Here is a 14,663-nt window from a genome sequence, read left to right on the forward strand (position 1 = left end):
ATTCATAAAGAGACAGCTGAGAAAGAATGGACCCAACTTGAAGAGTTAACCAGGTATATGAACTATGATGAGTCAGCCGAAGTGGTTCTTGGTTATGTAATAGAAGACCGAGAGAAAACCGGTAATGGATTTGTCGAAGTTCTTCGTGAAGGTACAGGGAAGCCTGCAGGCATTGAATATCTTGATGCACAATATTTACGTGTTTGTAAGCTGAGCGATCCCTTGACGTCGAATTCCGATACACAGAAAACGGCCAAGTGAAGTCATTGCAACGGAAGAAGAGATTCAGGAAGTATGTGCAGCAGGTCAATACTAAAAAGTTTTCTTTAAGGAGTACGGTGATCCCAGAGTCATGAATGCTACTACGGGAGAATACAGCGAAGACACCCCATCTGATCTTGTAGCAAGCGAAGTCATCCACTTTAAGATTGGCAGCGGTACATATGGTGTTCCTCGTTGGATTGGTAACATCGTCAATATGTAAGGAGCGTGCAAAGCTGAAGAGCTGAACTATCTTTACTTTAAGCAAGGTCGTCATGTGCCGGCAGCAATTACTGTAGAGAATGGAATGCTTTCTGAATTTTCATATGAGCAGCTGCAGGAATACATGAACGGCATTGAAGGTTCAGATAATGCACATAAATTCCTGTTACTCGAAGTGAAGGGATTCCGAAGAAGGATGAGCTAGCGAACGATGAAGAGCCGGCTAATGTAAAGGTGGATGAGCCGATAGAAAACACAATACCTTTGTGCAAAAAGCGGAGGAAGATGAGGTCAAGGAACTCGAAGCAGCTGTAGCAGATTTCCCTGAACTGCAAGACATACCCTCTTTGGTAGAAGAATACGAGAAAACCATTGCTAGATTGTTCAGATTACAACGTAGGACGTTTTTAAACGCTCTGAATGGTTTTTTTAGATTCAGAGACGTTAGAATCCATTCTGGCGTTTTTTAATAATGATCTTTTCACTTCAGATGAATTTGCGGAGTTGTTCGTAAAAGAAACGGCTGCCTTTCTAACACTTACCGTCGCGCAACTGGCTGAGAAGATCATGTATTCCATCGATGCTATTCCTTTTAAGGTCTTATCCGAAAAAACCTCAGAGTGGATTGAATCATGGTCGCAGGAATTGGCGCAGCTGATGAAGCTGAATACTCATATGGCCATTGAGCAAACGCTGAAGGAAGGAATAAAAGAAGGCCGCTCTATCCAAGAAATTGAATTGGAGCTGAAGGACCTACCTGAATTCAGTCGCAAACGTGCACGTGTAACAGCCATTACAGAGGTGTTGACCGCGTCTTCTGTCGCTCAACATGAGTCATATGTGCAATCTCCAGCTGTAACGGGGAAGAAGTGGAAGCATAGCGGCGGGAAAAAGAATCAGTCCAGAGAAAGTCATGTGCAGCTGGACGGCACGATCATCCCGCTTGATGATGAATTTGAGATACCAGGTAGCGGAGAGCGGTGCATGTTTCCGAGAGATACACAGCTCACACCAAAAGAGCGAGTAAATTGTCATTGTGCGGTTGGGCCTGTGGTTGATCCAGTCATTTTAGGATTGTCAGCTGAGGAAAAAGAGGCTATACGACAGGAAGTTGTTGGAGTGAATTAAAATGATTAACGGCGGTCAAGTTTCATTTGATTGTTACTTTTCATATGCATGATCCTGAATAACTATTTTAGGAGTGTTTAATGTGTATAGTAAACAGCTGAATCCTAACATGCCTTACAGTCCATATACGGATTGGCCATATCCCGATGATCCATTAAAATGTTGTCACTTGTGCGAAGATGACACAGGTAGACCCCACATGTGCTGTCCGATGTGTTATTTATTATACCCACCGTACAATCCTTATTATCCTAACTTTCCGCCGCATAGCTTTTATAAGAAATATTATCCACAATTTATAAGTTAATTTGTTGAGCGGCTTCTGTCGCTTTTCTTTTGAAAGGAGGTGAATGAATTGCCACGCGAATTGATAAATGCAAAGATCACACACGTTTCATATGTGGACAAGGCTGCTAATCAAAAGCAGTTCTTTTTTATGAAATCAGAAAAGCAGCCAGACTTTCAAAAAGAGATCAAGGTCATTGCAAAGGCTGATGATGCACAGCGTCTTGTGTATGGAATTGTATACGAACCAAACGTTGCTGATGCACATGGGGATTACATGACACCGGCGGAGATCGAAAAAGCCGCTAATGGGTTCCTGAAGGATGCACGTGAGATCGATAAGCAGCACGACTTTCAAGGCGGTGTCGGAGAAGTCGTTGAATCTTATATCGCTCCGTCTGACTTTGAAATGGGCGATGAGATGATCAAGAAAGGATCATGGGTCCTTGTGACAAAAGCATCTGATGAAATCTGGGAACAGATTCAAAAGGGCGAGATCACCGGCTACTCAATGGCCGGAACAGCAGACATAGGAAAACAAGAGGATCACAAGCCAGTTTCTGATGAGAAGGGGCTTTTTTCTTTGCTCAAAAACTTCTTTCTTAAAGGAGAAGTAAAGAACAGATACGACAAAGACCGCATGCGTCGTGAGTTTTGGGCGGCACAAGATGCGCTGAATTCTGTTTTGTATAAATGGGATTCTTACGACGATGAAGACTTGGAGACTGATTCTGAAAAGGTGAGGGCAGCACTGCAAGATTTTGTGGAAATCACACAAGAGATTTTGCTTACTGATGACTTGGGTGGGATCCAAACTGATCCACCTGAAGAAGTCGCAAAAGCTGGCCGAAAGTTTTCAGCTGCTAACTTAACTGAATTGAAAAATGCAAGAGCCGCTATCGACAACTTGCTAAGTCAAGCGGAAGAGAAGGAGGAAGATGAAGTGAACAAAGAAGATTTGCAAAAGATGCTAGATGACACAATTGCACCGGTTGTAAAGCGTCTGGATGACCTTGAAAAAGGAGAAGGCGAAGGTCAGCCTGATCCGCAAGGAAAACAAATTGATGAAGCTATCGCAAAAAGAAATGGCCGCAGCTGTAGGGATGTCTAAGTCACAAGTTGCAAATAATTTGGATCGATATTCAGCGGTTGATTGAGCAACAAAATTGTATCGATGTATCAAATATAGGCTATACGAACTTCTCATTCTTTTAAGGAAACAAGTGGTTAAAGATTTCCGATTAAAAAATTGAAATGATTGATAAAGTAAAGTAGTACTTCATTATAAGTACAAATACAGGTAGAATTGAGCAAGTAAACCATAAAATACAACTGAGTTAGAGCAGTATAGCCAATATTCGAAAATAATTAAAATATGAGGGAGAAATTTAATGGAGTATGTATTAATGGAACCACCAATTATAATGGAATCCTTTGAAACTTTATCAAAAAAAGAGGCTAAAAATCTGTTTGATTGGTTTGTTAATCAGATACCACTACGGATTGAAGTTTTGAAAAATGTTACTAATGGAGAGGTGGACTTTAATTTCACCCCCGAGTCACTTATAGATATCTATAGTTGGTTTTTATCTCAGGTGGAGATTTATGAACTATCAGAAGAAGAGATTGGTAGAGAATTAGAAGAATTAAGGCAATACCCTAATTTTATTTATGAAGATGAAAAAAAGAGCTTATTGGCTAATCCAGTTGAAATTGCAAAAGTGGACTATGCAATAGCAATGGATATCGGGATTTATTATGCAGAAGTTATTAGAAGAAACCATCCTCAAGTAAAGTGGACGTGCTTTACTAAGCCAAAATCTTATTCATACTTAAACAAGCCTATTCTTCATTTCGAAGAAAGCGACAGTATTTATTATGAGCGTGAACCTATAGATTTAATGTTTATTCTGAACCAACGAATTAAAAAAGGAGAAGTAACAGAGCGTACACTTTATGAAATGTATTTTAAAGATGAGAATTTGATATTGGGTGTAGACGAAGATCCTGAAGATGAAGATTAAAAAGAGTAACTTCTGACATGGAAGTTGCTCTTTTCATTTTGTTTTTAGAAACTTGAATAAAGAAAGTATGTCTAAAATAAATACTCAACGAAAATGATTGTTTGCTGATACTCTATAATCATAATACTAGTTGGATTTCAAAAGAATATGGAGATAGGTTAAAGAAGATGGGATATTTACAAAATGACTGAGCCCTTATGCGTCTTTTGGTTAATTTAAGAGCTGAAGATCCTTTTCAGTAAATATATTAGAATTGTATTAAATATGAAAATTAGTGAAAAGATACTTATGTAATCCAGAAAAATATTAATTTTTAATGCCCTTAGAAATTGAGGGATTATTTTTAAATTAGGCAAGGAGACTGTAATTTAGATGAGTTCGGATAAATTTAAAAGTATAAATACTATAGAATATACCGAATTAAAGAATGATCTGAGGACTGGTGACCTTTTATTATGTTCGGGTGAATATTTGGTAAGTAAGTTAATTAAACAAGTTTCCAATTCACTCTTTAGTCATGTTGGTATTATTGTGAAGTGGAAAGGGCTATTATTAATAATTGAAAGTGTCGAGGACGATGGTGTTAGAATAGTTCCTTTAGAACATTATTTGACTAACTATGAGAATACAAATAAAAGTTATGATGGGAAGCTATATATTGCACGGCACAAACAGTTAAATGAAGATGGTGGTGAAAAACAAAATACCATTATTGTTAAAGGTTTATCTTTATTAAACAAGAATTATGATAAATCTGAAATAGCACAGATAGTTGCTCGAATAGGATTGGGAGTAGGTAAACATAGAGAAAATGAGGAGTTTATCTGCCCTGAATTTGTAGATGTATGTTTTAAAGAGGCAGATATTTGTTTTACCTCAGATACAAAAGGTTTTATTTTTCCTGAACACATTGCTGCTGATGAAAATGTTATTCCTATCGCTCGAATAGGTTAATATTTGATTCATAACAAACAGGCCTTCGACATGAGAAAGGCTTGTTTGTTTATGCAATTACCTGTTGATTTTTTTGTGATAGGCATTAAAATAACATTTTGTGAATTCCACTTTTAGCGTAGCCCTTCTAAAAGAACTCAGAATTCGTTCAGTTGCTTGTCACTTCTAATCAGCGATTCTAAAGTCACTCATTCAATGTATTTGCGGGATACCGAAAATTTCTATTAGGGACAGTTTGTCTTTACATATGTTGTAAATCTAGTGTTAAAATATTATAAGGGATTTGCTTAGAAGGGGGTAAAGGGATGACAGAATTAATTGCCTCTCAGGAGGTAGGAAACATGTTAAACACCTGGAATCTTGCCATACAAAAAGGGGATTTGTCGGCAGCTATTGAAATGCAAGATGACATAGACAAGGCAATCGAGCAAATGGAAGAAAATCAAGATGTTCTTTTGTATTATCAACTTTTAAGCTTTAGACTTAAGCTAAAACTTCAGAATATTAGCAAAAACCTAAATAAACCATTCTTTGAGAGGAATGCACCAAACGAAAAAGAAGAGAAGACAAACAAACTCATGTCCTATTACTTCTATTTCTATAATGGGATCTATCATGACTACTTACAAGATTATGATAAGGCGCTAAGTTATTTCAGAATAGCTGAAAAGAAGTTGGCCTATGTTGATGATGAAATAGAAAAAGCAGAATTTCATTATAAATTAGCTGTTCTATTTTATGATTTGAAAATGACTTTCTTATCTAAATATCATGCTCAAATTGCTTGTGACACATTTAATGCACATGAATCATATATCAAAAGACAAATTAACTGTCGAATGCTGCATGCGCTGAACTTAATCGATCAATTTGAATATGAGAAAGCAAGTGAACTTTTTAACGAAGCAGAGAACATGATCCGAAGTATCAATGACAATCATTTAATTATTCATCTCTATTACAGCATGGGTTTTTTGGAAAGCAAAAGAGAGAATGCTGAGAAAGCATCTGCATTTTTTAGACGCACACTGAGTTATGAAGAAATTGAGAAACAAATGTTATTAAAAATGAGATGTTTATATGAACTAGCCAGAATAGAAGTATCAAATCGAAGCAATGAAGTGATTGAATGGGTTGATCTAGGCATTTCTTTGTCGGAACAAGTGAACCATCACATTTTTCAAATTAAATTTAAATTGTTAAAAGAACTATTATATGAAACAAATGAAACTCAACAAGCCAATATCAGTAATTTGTGTGCAGAGCTTGAAGAAAGAAGAGTTTGGGTTGATTTAGAGGAAATCTTGGTTGATGTGGCGAAATATTTAGAGGAAAAAGGCTTGTTGCAACAATCATTGAGTTATTATAAAAGAGCCTTACATGCAAGTCAATTTGTAGGAAAAGGAGTGAATTAAATGAAAAAGTCTTTTTTTATTCCATTATCAATAGCTGTGGTAGCATTAGGTACACTTTTCTTTACAAATGGTTTCATTCAACCTCAACATGATGATGTCCAAACCGTCGCATCAAGAGGGAGCTCTGGAGGATAATTGGTTAAAAAACGATAAAGTGGATTAAAGTGTCAGACTCCTTATGGTATTCTAGTAAAAGAATACGCCATAAAAGGAGTCTTTTTTATATGAAAATATTAGATGCTCCATCTTTACTATCAGCAGTCGAACAAAGGTCAAAAGCCTTTCAGGAGCTTCAAGACGAAATGCAGCATGTGAAAAAAGCATTAAAAAGTGTGTCGGGATTAGGTGATAAATTTACTGGAAAAGGTGCGGACAATATCAAAGCTTTTTATGAGGATCTTGCGCTTTACACGGACACTTATCTTGATTTTATTGATATGCAAAAAGCTTTTTTAGATGGGGTAAAAGGAAAGCTTGATGATGAATCGTTAGGCGGGAGTACATTTATTGATGAGCATTTCTTAGACGCTCAACTGAAACAAGGGATTCAGAATAATAAAGATATGGTCAAGGAACAAAAAGAAGCCCTATCCACTATTTTTGATGACATCAGTGATCTCATAGAACTGAATGTATTTTCAAGTAAAGAGATCAATGAATATTTAGATGATGCGAACAAAAAAAGAAAAGAGGCAATTGATGCTGTACATAAAATAGATCATGAGCTAAAAACAGAATACGCAAAATCAGAAGCGATTGAAAAACACCTCGCCACTTTTTATGCAAAAATGATGGCCGCTACAGGAAAAGGGAAAAATGCGCAGCCAATGTATTACGATGCAAAAGCATTTCATGAAACAGATGTGTACAAGAATCATGATAAAATCGATGCACAGGTGAAAGCATATTTAAAGGTGAAAAAAGAAGAAAAAGAGAAACGAAGAATCAAAGAATTGAAGGAAAAGCTCAACGATCCTTCATGTATATCAGAAGAGAAATACTTTGAAATTGTAGACGAGATTGGATATGAAAATCTTTCTTATGATCAAAAAATGTATTACAGCCAGCTTCTCCAGATCAAAGCGCAGGAAGAAGCTTCAGAGGGGTTCGTTGATGTTGTAAAAGGTGCAGCAGTTGGTCTATATGATGTGGCCAAAGATACAGTAGTTGGCATCTATGATCTTGTGACAGATCCTGGAGGTGCCGTTGAATCGGTCGTAACGGCTGTTTCTCATCCAATTGAAACGTCGAAAGCGATTGGAAAGTCGATTTCAGACTCATTCCAAAAAGAAGTCATCGATGGTGATGCATATTCTCGATCACACTGGTTTGCCTATGCGACTGGTTCTCTAGCAGAAATCGTCTTTGGTTCTAAAGGTGCAGGAGCCATTACAAAAACGGGGACAACAGCGGCCAAAACGACTGTGAAGAAAGGGCTTGAACAAGGAGCAAAATCATTAGACAGAGTTTCTATTCCGAATCTATTGCCATACTCACCAAAGTTTCAACTGGCTGGTGGCCCGAAGCTGCCGTATAACGTGTTTGACGGAGAAAATCTCAAAAATAAACTCCTCTCTATGGCAAAGCGTCTAGACAACAATTCAGGATACGGTATCTCTAAGACAGGCAGACGATTACCAGCACCAAAATCACCACCGACTGTTGTTAGCTACGGAGATCACTATGTGAGATGGAAACGTAAAAAAGTATTAAAACCAAATGTTGTTTATTCAACAAAGCAAGGCTACACCTACACAACCGATCACTACGGACGTATTGTCAAAGTCGAAGCAAGTGATTTAAAATACGGAGAGGTCAAAAGAAACCAATATGCCCAATCCAATTCAGGTAAGCCAGATCGATTACTAGATGATGACGGAGGTCACTTGATTGCAACTATTTTTAAAGGGTCTGGGGATATTGATAATCTTGTGCCGATGAATGGGAATTTAAATAAAGGTGAATGGAAAAAGCTTGAGAATGCATGGGCTGATGCTCTTCAAAATGGTGATCAGGTTAAAGTAAAAATAACACCTAACTATAAAGCTGATTCTCTACGTCCAGAAACTTTTGATATTAAGTATAAAATTGGTGATGATGAATGGGAAATCAGACGATTCGATAATGTGTATGGAGGGAAAAAATAATGAATGAAGAAGAACTAGAACATGTTTACAAACAGATAGTTGATATTGTAGTTAAGACTATACCTGTCAATTGGGTAAAGGTGTATTTATATGGTGAAGTAGTTGAAGGTTCACAGACTGCTTACTTTTATTTTTTACCTGAGGAAAATAATGATCAGCCGATATATAGTCATGAGATCACTGAATTGTTTGAGGTGAGTGAACATGAATACAGAGAAAGATGGCATCAATTAGTTGACTGTATCCAAGAACTTAGGAGAGCGTTTGAACAAAGTGGTCAAGAGCCTTGGACAAATTTCACAATGATATTTAATGAAACGGGACATTTCAATATAGAATTTAATTATGATGATCTTTCGAATACAAACCCTCATGAAAGAAAAACCATTTGGAAATATAATCATCTAGGTATTATACCTAAAAGTAATTCTGGTAAAAAACATTTAGAAAAATACCTTTCTACATTAGAGTAACTTTTGAATTTTTTAAGATGTTATAAATTTCATTTTGATAGATTATAGAAAAAAAATAGAGAACTAATTGAGAGCACCATTCCGTGCAGAAATGGTGCTCTTATTAAATAATAACTCCTTATATTGAATAACAAAACAGACACATGTAACAACAAAATAAAATTATTGATTGTGATTGGAATCAATTGTTATTGATTAGCATGTCAAAGAAACCGATCAACGAAAGCAAAAAGATTGAAAAACAAATTCCCCTTCTAATTACATTTTTCATTTCCCTCTATCTAAACCGATAAACCGTCACCTCACAATCACCCAGTTCCTCTTCAATCATCTCTTCAACAATCGTCCAATCGCCGCCTGCCAAGCCGCAGCCAATCCCGTATGGAATGGCGATGGACGTCTGGTTTTTCTCTTCAGGTGAATGTGTCACTGTATCCTTTAAGTGTTGAAAGCAGCTGCGTAAGGCATCGTAGTCTGTTTGCTTTCTTGTTCTTCCGTATCCAACTTGGGCAAATAAGTTGGCAATTGTTTTTCCGTCTTTTGTTGTGATAAGTTGAACGGAGCTTAACAAGTCATCTCCTTGTTCTGTACATAACTGTTTATAATCTTTGTACACATTCGGATATTTGCTTTTGATCTGTTTCGCTAATCCAGCGCCCATGACTCCTTTACAGTTCACCTGGTGACAGATGATGTCTTCGCTTGCCTCTAAAATGTTGCCATCCACCGTATTGATCATATGATGTAACCCCTTTTTGATAAAATGCAAACCTATGTTCTATTATAACAGTTGTCATCATGTTATTTAATAGCCAAAATGCTTTTGATGGGTTTATTTGAAGACAATTCAATATGAATCTGATTGTCAAAGTTGATACATGTCATCTAGAATATGGAGAGACTACAAACGCGAAATCAAGCAGAAACAGTGAGGGGTAACATATGAATCTATTAGAAACGAATCGGTTAATGATTAGACCGTTTTGCGATGAAGATGCGGCAGGAATGTTAGAGTACTTGGCTCATCCAAGAGTCAATTGTTTTCTTGATGATCGAATCTCTACATTGGAGGAAGCGGCTGCTAAGGTGCAAAAGAGAAAAGAAGATCACTCATATGTAGCGGTTTGTTTAAAAGAAAGTGGGCAGGTTATTGGTGAATTGTTTCATTTAAAAGAGGAGCCTGATACGTATGCAATTGGATGGAATTTTAATGCAGCGTATGAAGGGAAAGGATATGCGCGTGAGAGTGCTGAAGCATTCTTATCCTATTTATTTTTAGAAAAGAGAGCAAGGCGTCTTTATGCCTATGTAGAGGATGATAATGTCCGTTCACAGGCATTATGTGAGCGATTAGGCATGCGGAAAGAAGGCCTTTTTCTTGAGTTTATTTCATTTACGAACCATGAAGACGGCACACCTAAATATGAAAACACATATCAATATGCTTTGCTAAAAAAAGAATGGGTGCAACATCACTCTCGTTAAACAAGTTAGTACATGATGTTCAAGTGACAGCAAAGTGACAAAACTGTCATATGATTCCATGGTTTGTTCGTTCGATCGATGGAGGCAGACATCTCATTTCAATTATCCTTATCATAAATCATGTAAAAAGGATGAAATGAGATGCGGGGATTTAATGAAGATTTATTTAGGTGGGTGAATCAGCTCAGTATTGATTATGGTTCCTTGAATCCGATATTTATTGGACTAGCTGAATATACAGTGCTGCTAGCAGCGCTCATGTGTTTGTTTGTATGGTTTCAAAATCGCAGGGGTGTTTTATTTCAATCAGCAGCCCTTTGCAGAAATGAGCCACGTCAATCTTTTGATTCAAAAGGAAGTGAATAACTCGTTTCCGAGTGATCATACGATCTTTATTTTTTCGATTTGCCTGATCTTTTGGCTGTTTCATAAACGCCATTTTTATTGGTTGATCATTGCGTGTGCTGTTGGATTTTCAAGGATTTGGGTAGGGGTTCATTATCCATTTGATGTCTTCGCAGGAGCTGCTATAGCGTGTTTAACAGCCGCTGCTGTTGTATATTTGCCGATATTTCAAAAAAGTGTTAATTCCATCTTGTCATGTTATGAGTGGCTTGAACAGAAATTGGTAGGGAAGAGAACAAAATAACATGAAGCAGTAAAATACCCCGATCTGTTAACGGCTGAGATCGGGGTACTGTTTATTTTCGCCAAAACGTTGAACAATCCGCTTTGTCTTCGATATTAAATTCGATGATTTTTTTCAGGAGAGGATAATCAACTGGCAAGCTTTCTTTCATGCGAAACATCTTTTTTCCATGATCGTACCCAGCTCGTACAATGTCAGCTGAAAATTGATCAATTCCTTTTCCTTCTGGTGCGACAGAAATGTGATGTTTTGCGACGCTAAACCCAATAATAAATGTGCCGTGATCTGTGAACATAGGCTGATTCCAAGCAATTCTTGGCTCTAATTGAGGGAATGTGTCTTCTACCCATTGTAAGATGTCTTGAGTGCGCTGCTTCAGCTCGGGGTTACCGATGTTGCTGATATATTCTTCAAACACATACATGATGTTTATCCTCCATTTCCATCGACCTCATAAGCCTCAGACGGGATTCGAACCCGCACTCCTTTCGTAAGCATAGGCTAGGGGCAACACGCTTCCCTACGGAATTTCACCGACAGGAATCTCACCTGTCTCAGCTCATGTGCTTTTCGGTGCTTCTGAAACCCTTGCCTTGCGACCCGCCAGCTACAATTTGTTTTACGGCGCTCTTCCCTTCTAGAGCTACTGAGGCGTGTAAGTGATTGATCATATTATATAAAGAAACTCGATAAATGAAAAGCTGAGCTGATCATTAGTTTACTGATCTTTAGGCGAATCGCACAAAATAGTCTTTGAAATGATGCGGTATTAACCATCATAAGATTAGAAAGCCCTAACAATGGGCTTTTTTCATTTCATCTCGAGATGTTTATTTTAAAAAAAGGCGGAATTTTTTCGCAAATATCATTGACTAGGAGAAAGAAACGCACTTTCAATGGAAACGGTTATTGAAGATTCAAGTGATTCATATTAAAATGATGTCAAATGGACTAATTAGCAATTGCTAATAGAAGTTCCATATTTAGTGAAATCATGTGCTGCAGCTGAAGGTGATTGGGGGTGTAGAATGAGCAAAGTTCCTGTTGCGGAATTGGCATCATTATTAAATGACTGGAACATGGAAATCAAAAAAGATCATGCAGATGAGGCAGAACGGTTATTTGCCAAAGCGAAACAAGCAGTAGAGGAAATTGACGATGCGGATATCCTCATATACTATTCTCTTCTTGAGAAAAGACATCACATTCTTATGTACAATTTAAGAGGGCAAAAGGGCAATGTTTCAACGAAAAGTATAGAGGGTCATTATGGAAAAAAAGAAGATGACCTGTCTAATCGTCTTGCCTATTATTTCGATTTCTATGAGGGTGTGTATGAGCAGCATCAAGGTAATTATGAGGTTGCATTGCAAATGTATCAAAGTGCTGAAAAGCTCTTAGATAAAATTCCAAGTGAGATAGAACGTGCTGATTTCGATTTTAAAGTGGCATGGCTTTACTACCGGCTTAGTCATATTATGCTTTCATTAAGCTATATCCGCAGAGCGCTCCACGTCTATAAGCGGCACAAGCAGTATGAAAGAAGAACGGCCCTTTCATACTCTCTTATAGCAGCGAATCTAACAGAGATCGGCCGGTATGAAGAGGCGCTTGAGAATTATCGTCTGGCAGAAGAAGTTTTGACAAGTGAGCAGGATGATTTTATGCTGGCTCAGCTTCATCACAATGTGGCCATTTTATATTCATTTTGGAACAAACCGAAGGAATCGATACGTCATCTTGAAAAAGCACTGTCCCATCAAGAGTACTATGATTCAGATTTCTTTTTCCATTCTACGTATCTGATCAGCCGGGAACTCTGTGTGATTGGTGAAAAGCAGCGTGCAAGCCAATATATAGAGGCTGCATATGCCAGAATAAAGGATGCTTCGCATGAAGTGTTTCAGCTAAAAATAGGCATCGTACATGATCTTTACTTAACGCATGCGCCACAAAGATTTCAGCAAATTGATGAGAAATTAAGAAAGTTAGAAGAGAAGAATGAATATCATGAAGTAAAAGAGCTATCACAATTTGCAGCAAAATATTGTGAAAAGCAAGCACTTTATGAGCAGTCTGTTTTTTACTTGAACAAAAGTTTAGAAGCAGATTTACATATGAAAAGAATGGGGTTGATTTAAGATGAAAACAGGACTAAAAGTATTATTTGTTGTTGGTTTAGCGGTCGCTGCGACTGTTCTATCGCAAAATGTAGCGGGTTCATTCGAAGTTGCAGAAAAAATCATTGGTGGTTAATACCATGTATCTCTCGCCCTTGTTGATATCGTCAGCAAGGGTTTTTTGTGTTTTAATAGGCTCTTCTTATTAAACGCTGCAAGAACGTTTAATAAGAAGAATTCGCAACAAAGGGGGTGTGCAAATTTATTACCTGCTCCATTATTCTAAATAAACATAGGGCAGAGCAACAAGTTAAAAAGGTCACTTTTCTTTGCTTAATTTAATTTTTTGCAGGACTTTTCATTCAAATTTTATCAAATTGGTCTAATGTACATAGAAGGAAAAGAAAAAGCAGGAGCACCGCCCCTTTTGTCATGCATATGATGAGATAAGGTCTGATTTGAAGGCAGGTGATTGTATGTATCCACGGGTTTATGGTGGTTTTCATGGAGGCGGTTTTAGCGGAGGCGGGGCACATATTGGGCCAGTTGGTTCCCATATCGGCTTTGGCGGATATTATTTGAGCCCTGGTGTATTCTCTGGCTTAGGCGGTTTTCCCGGGTACGGAGGATTCGGGACATTTTCTGGATATCCATATGGTTCTACGTTCATCATGGGACGCCCTCCTGGTTTTTATGTAAGGAGTTATTAGTGTAAGATCACAATCATTGAAATAGCCTTCTAAAGAGAGGCTATTTCAATTGGTGAAAGTGCTTCAATCCAGCTGTTATCACAATGATGCCTAGAATGATGATCGGCAGCCAAATGATGATAAACGGATCGTAACGATCTGTGTATGCAGCTAAAGCCGCACCAAGGCAATAGAAGACAATAGAGCCTATTCGCATCAAGCTGACAAGCTGGATAGGAGCTTTTCTTTTTTCCCTGTATGATATGCGCTGAGCTGCATCTTCAAATAGATTAGCGAGTGTACTCGTGAGAACAGTTGTGGAAATGCCAGCAACATTCAATTTACGAGCGGCTGCTGTCTGCATGCCCATGGCCATACTTAAAAGGATGATCAGAATAAAGTAAGCACCTTGTGTATAAGGGAAAATGGTCATGAGAGCAAATAGAAGCAAAATCATCACTTCTATGATAAAAATGCGTGTCACGGCTTTTGGCCAAAACGCTTTCTCATGCTTCCCGCCTACCACAACTGCAAGTAAAACCCCTAAAACGAATCCACTTAGAGCAATGATGGAATGAAGGGCTGTTAGCTGTAAGGAGCTTCCTGCTGCAATGCCAAGCAGCACAATATTACCTGTCATATTGGCTGTAAACACATGCCCTAGGCTTAAATAGCCAATCACATCCACAATTCCTGCGGAAAGACATAAGAAAATCAAAACTGTATTACGAAATGAATGTGCGGTCAAAATCGTCATCCCTTTCTTCCTCTCTAATGAATAAGTGTAACGCTTCATGACCGCGGATGTCCA

At 37.9% G+C, this 14,663-nt stretch carries 13 protein-coding genes and 3 pseudogenes; 13 read left to right on the forward strand and 3 right to left on the reverse strand.

Annotated features, from left to right (window positions below; genetic code table 11):
• Positions 1-3: 3 nt before the first annotated feature.
• From QR42_RS08450 to QR42_RS08485, 9 genes and pseudogenes are all read left to right on the forward strand, one after another.
• Positions 4-723 (forward strand): annotated as a pseudogene (locus QR42_RS08450) (phage portal protein); the annotation flags it as partial.
• Between the two features lie 26 nt (positions 724-749).
• Positions 750-1,611: pseudogene (locus tag QR42_RS08455) on the forward strand (phage minor head protein).
• 355 nt (positions 1,612-1,966) lie between these two features.
• A complete protein-coding gene (locus tag QR42_RS08460; RefSeq protein ID WP_052196522.1) occupies positions 1,967-3,007 on the forward strand; it encodes an XkdF-like putative serine protease domain-containing protein in 1,041 nt (346 codons plus the stop codon).
• A gap of 295 nt (positions 3,008-3,302) precedes the next feature.
• Positions 3,303-3,920, forward strand: coding sequence for a hypothetical protein (locus tag QR42_RS08465; RefSeq protein WP_144246067.1), 618 nt, complete (start codon positions 3,303-3,305; stop codon positions 3,918-3,920).
• Between the two features lie 372 nt (positions 3,921-4,292).
• Positions 4,293-4,874, forward strand: a complete 582-nt coding sequence (locus tag QR42_RS08470; RefSeq protein ID WP_039178827.1) for a YiiX/YebB-like N1pC/P60 family cysteine hydrolase — start codon at positions 4,293-4,295, stop codon at positions 4,872-4,874.
• A 305-nt stretch (positions 4,875-5,179) separates the two neighbouring features.
• Complete coding sequence (locus QR42_RS08475) at positions 5,180-6,289, forward strand: response regulator aspartate phosphatase (RefSeq protein ID WP_039178830.1); 1,110 nt, start codon at positions 5,180-5,182, stop codon at positions 6,287-6,289.
• A complete protein-coding gene (locus QR42_RS19700; RefSeq protein WP_254966822.1) occupies positions 6,290-6,424 on the forward strand; it encodes a hypothetical protein in 135 nt (44 codons plus the stop codon). It abuts the gene before it with no gap.
• A gap of 89 nt (positions 6,425-6,513) precedes the next feature.
• The gene (locus QR42_RS08480) at positions 6,514-8,436 is read left to right on the forward strand and encodes a T7SS effector LXG polymorphic toxin (RefSeq protein WP_039178832.1); all 1,923 of its coding nucleotides are present in this window, start codon (positions 6,514-6,516) and stop codon (positions 8,434-8,436) included.
• Positions 8,436-8,909 (forward strand): antitoxin YezG family protein, encoded by a 474-nt coding sequence (locus QR42_RS08485; RefSeq protein ID WP_039178835.1) that lies wholly within the window; start codon positions 8,436-8,438, stop codon positions 8,907-8,909. Before QR42_RS08480 ends, QR42_RS08485 begins: the two co-directional genes overlap by 1 nt.
• A 277-nt stretch (positions 8,910-9,186) precedes the next feature.
• Here the strand turns inward: QR42_RS08485 and QR42_RS08490 are convergent, their stop codons facing one another.
• Positions 9,187-9,648 (reverse strand): macro domain-containing protein, encoded by a 462-nt coding sequence (locus QR42_RS08490; RefSeq protein WP_039178839.1) that lies wholly within the window; start codon positions 9,646-9,648, stop codon positions 9,187-9,189.
• Between the two features lie 203 nt (positions 9,649-9,851).
• On the opposite strand from QR42_RS08490, the gene QR42_RS08495 reads away from it, so the two are divergent.
• Together QR42_RS08495 and QR42_RS19780 are read left to right on the forward strand one after the other, a co-directional pair.
• Positions 9,852-10,394 carry a GNAT family N-acetyltransferase gene (locus tag QR42_RS08495; protein ID WP_039178842.1) on the forward strand — a complete coding sequence of 181 codons (543 nt, stop codon included), beginning with the start codon at positions 9,852-9,854 and terminating at the stop codon, positions 10,392-10,394.
• Between the two features lie 141 nt (positions 10,395-10,535).
• Positions 10,536-11,043, forward strand: a pseudogene (locus QR42_RS19780) (phosphatase PAP2 family protein).
• A 52-nt stretch (positions 11,044-11,095) separates the two neighbouring features.
• Here QR42_RS19780 and QR42_RS08505 read toward each other — a convergent pair.
• Positions 11,096-11,467: an iron chaperone gene (locus QR42_RS08505; RefSeq protein ID WP_039178845.1), complete on the reverse strand. Its 372-nt coding sequence runs from the start codon at positions 11,465-11,467 to the stop codon at positions 11,096-11,098.
• A 604-nt stretch (positions 11,468-12,071) separates the two neighbouring features.
• On the opposite strand from QR42_RS08505, the gene QR42_RS08510 reads away from it, so the two are divergent.
• Positions 12,072-13,184, forward strand: a complete 1,113-nt coding sequence (locus QR42_RS08510) for a response regulator aspartate phosphatase (protein ID WP_039178848.1) — start codon at positions 12,072-12,074, stop codon at positions 13,182-13,184.
• 455 nt (positions 13,185-13,639) lie between these two features.
• The gene (locus tag QR42_RS18955; protein WP_024425111.1) at positions 13,640-13,873 is read left to right on the forward strand and encodes a hypothetical protein; all 234 of its coding nucleotides are present in this window, start codon (positions 13,640-13,642) and stop codon (positions 13,871-13,873) included.
• A 40-nt stretch (positions 13,874-13,913) separates the two neighbouring features.
• Here QR42_RS18955 and QR42_RS08515 read toward each other — a convergent pair whose 3' ends face one another.
• Positions 13,914-14,609 (reverse strand): YoaK family protein, encoded by a 696-nt coding sequence (locus QR42_RS08515; protein ID WP_039178850.1) that lies wholly within the window; start codon positions 14,607-14,609, stop codon positions 13,914-13,916.
• Positions 14,610-14,663 lie beyond the last annotated feature (54 nt).

This window comes from Bacillus sp. WP8 (genome assembly GCF_000800825.1).
In the GTDB taxonomy this organism is placed as follows: domain Bacteria; phylum Bacillota; class Bacilli; order Bacillales; family Bacillaceae; genus Bacillus; species Bacillus safensis.